5 protein-coding genes are annotated in these 6,287 nt (G+C 66.2%); 3 read left to right on the plus strand and 2 right to left on the minus strand.

What is annotated here, in order from left to right; all coding sequences use genetic code 11:
• Positions 1–1,008 carry a sugar phosphate isomerase/epimerase family protein gene (locus ACTHNC_RS16885; RefSeq protein WP_440295784.1) on the minus strand — a complete coding sequence of 336 codons (1,008 nt, stop codon included), beginning with the start codon at positions 1,006–1,008 and terminating at the stop codon, positions 1–3.
• A gap of 96 nt (positions 1,009–1,104) precedes the next feature.
• Positions 1,105–2,286, minus strand: coding sequence for a Gfo/Idh/MocA family protein (locus ACTHNC_RS16890; RefSeq protein WP_440295785.1), 1,182 nt, complete (start codon positions 2,284–2,286; stop codon positions 1,105–1,107).
• 194 nt (positions 2,287–2,480) lie between these two features.
• On the opposite strand from ACTHNC_RS16890, the gene ACTHNC_RS16895 reads away from it, so the two are divergent.
• The 3 genes from ACTHNC_RS16895 (at position 2,481) to ACTHNC_RS16905 (ending at position 6,175) form a co-directional block, all read left to right on the plus strand.
• Positions 2,481–3,554 carry a LacI family DNA-binding transcriptional regulator gene (locus tag ACTHNC_RS16895; RefSeq protein ID WP_440295786.1) on the plus strand — a complete coding sequence of 358 codons (1,074 nt, stop codon included), beginning with the start codon at positions 2,481–2,483 and terminating at the stop codon, positions 3,552–3,554.
• Between the two features lie 252 nt (positions 3,555–3,806).
• Positions 3,807–5,132 carry an ABC transporter substrate-binding protein gene (locus ACTHNC_RS16900; RefSeq protein WP_440295787.1) on the plus strand — a complete coding sequence of 442 codons (1,326 nt, stop codon included), beginning with the start codon at positions 3,807–3,809 and terminating at the stop codon, positions 5,130–5,132.
• 80 nt (positions 5,133–5,212) lie between these two features.
• Entirely contained in the window at positions 5,213–6,175 is a 963-nt protein-coding gene (locus ACTHNC_RS16905) for a carbohydrate ABC transporter permease (protein WP_440295788.1), read from the plus strand.
• Positions 6,176–6,287 lie beyond the last annotated feature (112 nt).

A 6,287-nucleotide genomic window follows, 5' to 3' on the forward strand; every position in this document is an offset into this window, starting at 1 on the left:
TCAGCGGCTTTGTGAGAACGCCGCGTCGAATGCCGCGGCCGGCGGGGTGATCGTGGCGAGCCTGCGCACGAACTGCAGCGCCTCGGGCCCGCCCACCAGGCGGTCCATGCCTGCGTCCTCCCACTCCACGCTGGTCGGGCCCTCGTAGCCGATCCAGTTCAGCGTGCGGAAGATCGGCTCCCACGGCACCTCGCCGTGCCCGGTGGAGACGAAGTCCCAACCGCGCCGCGGGTCGCCCCATGGCAGGTGGGATGCCAGACGCCCATTGCGGCCGTTGAGCTGCGTCACCGACTCCTTGCAGTGCACGTGGTAGATCTTGTCGGCGAAGTCCTGCAGGAACGTGACCGGGTCGATCTGCTGCCAGACGAAGTGCGACGGGTCGAAGTTGAAGCCGAAGGCATCCCGGTTGCCGATCGTCTCCAGGGTGCGCTTGCTCGACCAGTAGTCGAACGCGATCTCGCTGGGGTGCGGCTCGAGGGCGAAGCGCACGCCGACCTCGTCGAACACGTCGAGAATGGGGTTCCACCGGTCGGCGAAGTCCTGGTATCCGTCGTCGATCATCGATTCGGGCACCGGCGGGAAGCCGGCGATGGTCTTCCAGATCTTCGACCCGGTGAAGCCCGTCACGGTCTTCACGCCCAGCGCTGCCGCGGCGCGCGCGGTGGTCTTGAGCTCTTCCGCAGCGCGCTGCCGAACGCCCTCGGGATCGCCGTCGCCCCACACGTGCGGCGGCACGATGTCCTGATGCCGCTGGTCGATGGGGTCGTCGCACACGGCCTGACCGACGAGGTGGTTGGAGATCGTGAACACCTTGAGCCCGTTGCGCTCGAGGATGTCCAGCCGGTTCTGCACGTACGCCGAGTCGTTCGCCGCCTTGTTCACGTCGAGGTGGTCGCCCCAGCTGGCGATCTCCAGCCCGTCGTATCCCCACTCGCCGGCGAGTCGCGCGACCTCCTCGAAGGGCAGGTCGGCCCACTGACCGGTGAACAGCGTGATCGGACGCGTCATCGTCCGTCCTCCTTCTTCTCGTTCTCCTCGTTCAGGTCGCAGTTTTCGTCGCAATTCCGTTGTTATGCCGACGAAAACTGCGACCTGAACGATGGACTACTGAATCGTCTGCCAGGCGGACCGGGCATCCGCCGAGTTCTCCACTGCGGCCAGCACGCGCTGCACCTGTAGTGCGTCGTCGAACGACGGGCGCGGCTGCACACCGGCGGCGATGTCGCGCACGAGGTCGACGACCTGGTGCGTGAATCCGTGCTCGTAGCCGAGTCCGTGTCCGGCCGGCCACCAGTTCGCCACATACGGATGCGCCGGGTCGGTAACGATGATGCGACGGAATCCCTGCACCTCGGCGTCCTCTGTTCCGTCGTAGTACTCGAGCTCGTTCATGTCTTCGAAGTCGAACGCGATCGACCCCTTCGACCCGTTCACCTCGAGCCTGATCGTGTTCTTGCGGCCGAGCGCGAACCTGGTCGCCTCGAACACGCCGATGGATCCGTTGTCGAAGCGCGCCGTGAACGCCGCGGCGTCGTCGACCGTGACCGGTCCCTTCTCCGCGTCGCTGGAGCCGGTGCCGCCGAGCCCGACCATGTCGCCGCCGACCGGTCGCTCGGTGACGAACGTGTTCACGATGGCGGAAAGCCCGACGATGTCGGACCCGGTGACCCACTGGGCGAGATCGATGACGTGGGCGCCGATGTCGCCGAGCGCCCCGCTGCCGGCCTTCGACTTGTCCAGCCGCCAGGTGAGCGGGGCGTTCTCGTCGCTCAGCCAGTCCTGCAGGTACTGGGCCCGAACGTGGCGGATCTCGCCCAGCCTGCCCTCCTCGACGAAGCGACGCGCCAGCGACAGCGCAGGCACACGGCGGTACGTGAAGCCGCACATCGCGAAAACGCGGTTCGCGGCCGCCGCGTTGGCGGCATCCGTCATCCGCTCCGCCTCGGCCACCGAGTTCGCCAGCGGCTTCTCGCACAGAACGTGCTTGCCGGCCTCGAGCGCGGCGATCGCGATCTGAGGATGCGTGTCGCCCGGCGTGCAGATGTCGATCAGATCGATGTCGTCCCGCTCCAGCAGGCGACGCCAGTCGGTCTCGACGCTGTTCCAGCCGAGACGTTCGGCCGCAGCGGAGACCGCGGCTTCGTTCCGGCCGGCGATGGCCGTGAGCTCGGGCGTGAGCGGGAGGTCGAAGAACCGGTGGGCATTGCGCCAGGCATGCGAGTGGGCGGCGCCCATGAAGGCGTAGCCCACCATGCCGACGCGCAGCCGGGGTGTGCCGTCTGCCATCGCGACTCCTTTGTGGGATGTGAACCGTGTGATGAGGCGTGGACGAACGCGCGAAGAAGCCGACCATCGCGGCTACTTGCGCAAGTCGCACCGAGGTTTCGGCACGCCCGCTCCGATCTTCGCATCGCCAACCCCGGTGAATCAAGCGTTCCCGGGTCTTCATAAGTTGCGCAACTCGGGCCTAGCATGACCCCATGAGCGAACCGCGCCGCGATGGGGCCACTGCAGACCGGCGGCACGGCGACGCGCGCTCGAGCGACCCCGTCACGATGGCCGAGCTTGCTCGCCTGGCCGGAACGACCATCCCGACCGTGTCGAAGGTGCTCAACGGCCGCTCGGATGTCTCGGCCGCCACCAGGGAACGCGTGATGCGGCTGGTCGACGAGACGGGTTACCGGCGAAGGCGACGTGCTGCGGGCATCCGTGACCGCGAGACCGGCGGACTCGTCGACCTCGTGATCAGCAAGGTGAGCGGGTCATGGGCGAACCTGGTGCTGAGCGGCGCGGAACGTGCAGCGGCGGCCGCCGGCCTCGACGTGGTGGTCACGGTGGCACGACCCCAGCAGGATGCCGGCGAGGACTGGGTCGCTCGGCTCCTGGCCCGCAGATCCCGCGGCGCCACGGTCGCGCTGCTCACCCCGAGCAGGGCGCAGGTGCAGACGCTCGCTGCCGCCGGCATCCCGCTCGTGCTCCTCGATCCGTCCTCGGACTCCGCGTCGGTCATCCCGAGCATCGGCACGACCGACTGGGCAGGCGGCTACGCGGCAGCGGCACACCTGGCCGCGCTCGGGCACCGCGACATCGCCGTACTGACCGGCACCGGCGACTACCGGTACGGCCGTGCCCGGGTCGACGGGTTCCGCGCGGGACTCGAACAGTCGGGCATCCCGCTGCCGGAGCGCCGCGTGCAGCAGGCCGACTGGAATCGCGACGCCGCCGAAGCGGTCGCCCGACGGATGCTCCGCTCGAGTTCACCGCCGACGGCGCTGTTCGCCTGCTCCGACGAGATGGCGCTCGGCGTGTACCGCGCCGCGGCGGGTGCCGGGATCGAGATCGCCCGCGACCTCAGCGTCGTGGGCTTCGACGATCTTCCCGAGTCGGCGTGGGTGACACCCTCGCTCACCACCGTGCGGCAGCCGATCGAGGAGATGGCTGCCGCCGCGATGCGCATGCTGCTGCGCCTGAGAGGCGGTGCGACGACGGGCTCTGCACGGGAAGAGTTGGCCACGGAACTCGTCGTTCGCGAGTCGACGACAACGGCTCGGTAACGTTTTGGCCGCGTGAGGATCTGTCGTATAGCCTCTCCGTGAGAGCGCTCCCACGACTTTCATCACAGCTTGATTTCAGTTCGTCACGACACGCGTGGGAGGCTCGACGAAAATGTTGACACGTCCAACAAAAGATTGAAAGATGACAGGACGGCCGTGGAAAGACGTGGCCGCGACCGCCGCACCAACCTGACATTCAACGACGAATCTCCGCCCGACGCCCCGGCGCCGTGCGGACGGAAGGATCTGATAATGGCATCGGAATCCACAGGCGCAGCCTTCACCCGACGCGGCTTTCTCGGCCTCGCGGGCGGCGTCGCCGCGACGACCCTCCTCGCCGCTTGTTCGAGCGGTGGCGGAGGCAGCACGGGCGGAAGCGGCAAGCCGCTGAAGTTCTGGAACATGCCCTGGGGCGGCACGGCGTTCAACCCGCTCGACAAGAAGATCACGCTGGCCTACAAGCCGAAGAGCGGTCTTCCCTCGGCCACGTACCAGGAGATCCAGTGGGCTAACTTCACGCAGACGTTCTCGTCGGCGGTCGCCTCGAACACGGGCCCTGCCGTCAGCTCCGGCGGTGGCACGCAGGCGTTCCAGTTCGCCCACCAAGGCAAGATCGCCTACGCGGACAACCTGATCAACTCGTGGAGCAGCAACGGGCTGAAGGACGACTTCCTCCCCGGCCTGCTCGACACCATGAAGACCGATCAGGGCTACGCGGCCGTCCCGTACAACCTCGACGTGCGCTGCTCCTGGTACAACAAGACCCTCATGCAGCAGGCGGGTGTCCAGCCGCCTACGACGTGGGACGAGTACAAGCAGGTGTGTGCTGCGCTGAAGAAGAACGGCGTCTACGGTTTCGGCCTGGGCAGCGGGGCCGGCAACTTCACGGGAGGCCACATCCTCACGGCGTTCATGATCAACAACGGCGGCGGCCTCTTCAACTCGAAGAAGGAGCCGGAGTGCGTCACCGATCGGAACATCGAGGCGATGGAGTACGTGCTCGAGCTCGTGCAGAACGGATACTCCGACCCGGCAGCCGCCACGTACACCAGCGCAAACGTGCAGTCGCAGTGGAAGGCGAAGAAGTTCGGCTTCGGCTGGGATGGCGCCGGCCTCGCGGCCAGCGTCGGCGGCGACGTCGCGAACGACCTGGTGGTGGGCGACCCGCTGACCGGCCCTCACGGAACCAAGGGCGGTCTGTACTTCCCGAACAACATCATGATGTACAAGAACACCCCCAGCCAGAAGGGTTCGGAGGCGTTCCTCACGTACTACTACCAGAACATGTCCAAGCTGTGGACGGAGAAGACCGGCATCGGCCTTCCCCCGCTGAAGTCGATCGCGGACACCTCGGTGCTCAAGGCCGACCCGGTGACGGTGAAGATCCTGAAGGAATGGAACCCGATCTACGGCACCTGGGCAGCGCCCGGCGGAAAGGGCCTGTTCTACAACATCGCCAACACGGTCGACGGCACCCAGCCGATGATCACCTTCGCACAGGCGATCCTCGGTGGTAAGACGGATGCCAAGAGTGCACTGACGACGCTGCAGAACGCCATCGAAGGACTGATGAAGTAAGGATGCATTGCGGGTGGGCCTGCGCGTGAAGCGTCGGCCCACCCGTTTTCATTCTTGAAGCTGTCGAAGGAGAGGCTGTCATGTCGACCGAGTCCGTGGCCGGCGCGTTGAAGAAGGCGCGTAATGGTGTGGGTGTGGCTGGGCCGGGGCGTGCCCCGTCCAAGGGGAAGCGGGGGCGTGCGATCTCGCACGTGTGGACGTTCCTGTTGTTCGCGATCCCGTCGTTGTTGTTCCTGTTGTTGTTGAACCTGTATCCGGTGATCTATGCCGGGTGGCAGTCGTTGCGCAACGGGGATCTGATCGATTCGGGCGCGTTCGTCGGGTTCACGAACTACATCTCGGTGGTGCAGCAGCCCGGGTTCTGGCATGCCGCCTTGTTCACCCTGGTGTTCACGATCGTGGGCGTGTTCGGCTCCTGGGCGGCCGGGCTCGGGTTGGCGTTGCTGCTGCGCACCAGGATCCCGTTGGCCGGGTTGTGGAAGGTGCTGCTCCTTCTGCCCTGGGTGGTTCCGGTTGTCGTGTCCGCCACGTCGTGGAACTGGCTGGTCGCGACCCCGCAGTCCCCGTTCCCGTTACTGGCTCACGCCCTCGGACTCGGAAACGTCCTCTTCCTCGCCGACCCGCTTCTGGCACAGATCACGGTGTGCGTGTTCAAGGTGTGGATCAGCTTCCCGTTCATGATGATGATGATGTCCTCCGCGCTCGCGTCCGTGGACACCACCGTGTACGAGGCATCCAAGGTCGACGGTGCCGGCACCTGGCAGACGTTCAGTCAGATCACGTTGCCGATGATCGCCCGCACCACCTACGTGTCGTGGATCCTGATGACGATCTTCTGCGTCAACGACTTCCCGACGATCTTCCTCCTCACCGGAGGCGGCCCGGTCAACGCCACCCAGTCCCTGGTCGTGCTGGCGTACCAGACCGTGTTCCAGAACTACCAGGTCGGTCCCGGTGTCGCGATCGCGTTCATCATGACCATCGTTCTCGTGATCATCTCGGTGGTGCTGTACCGCCAGATCAGAAAGGCGAACGTCGCATGAGCACCGAAGCATCCGCCGACCTCATCGGCAGGCTCCAGGTCGGCGTCACCGGCGGCAAACGCCGCACCCTGGGCGAACTGGGCGAACGCGGCAAATGGTGGCGCCTGCTGGG

Origin of the sequence: Humibacter sp. (genome assembly GCF_051954055.1) — a bacterium.
Lineage (GTDB): Bacteria > Actinomycetota > Actinomycetes > Actinomycetales > Microbacteriaceae > Humibacter.

Coding starts and splice junctions, on each gene's coding strand:
- ACTHNC_RS16885 (WP_440295784.1), bottom strand. CDS start 1,008: ATGACGCGTCCGATCACGCTGTTCACCGGTCAGTGGGCCGACCTGCCC.
- ACTHNC_RS16890 (WP_440295785.1), bottom strand. CDS start 2,286: ATGGCAGACGGCACACCCCGGCTGCGCGTCGGCATGGTGGGCTACGCC.
- ACTHNC_RS16895 (WP_440295786.1), top strand. CDS start 2,481: ATGAGCGAACCGCGCCGCGATGGGGCCACTGCAGACCGGCGGCACGGC.
- ACTHNC_RS16900 (WP_440295787.1), top strand. CDS start 3,807: ATGGCATCGGAATCCACAGGCGCAGCCTTCACCCGACGCGGCTTTCTC.
- ACTHNC_RS16905 (WP_440295788.1), top strand. CDS start 5,213: ATGTCGACCGAGTCCGTGGCCGGCGCGTTGAAGAAGGCGCGTAATGGT.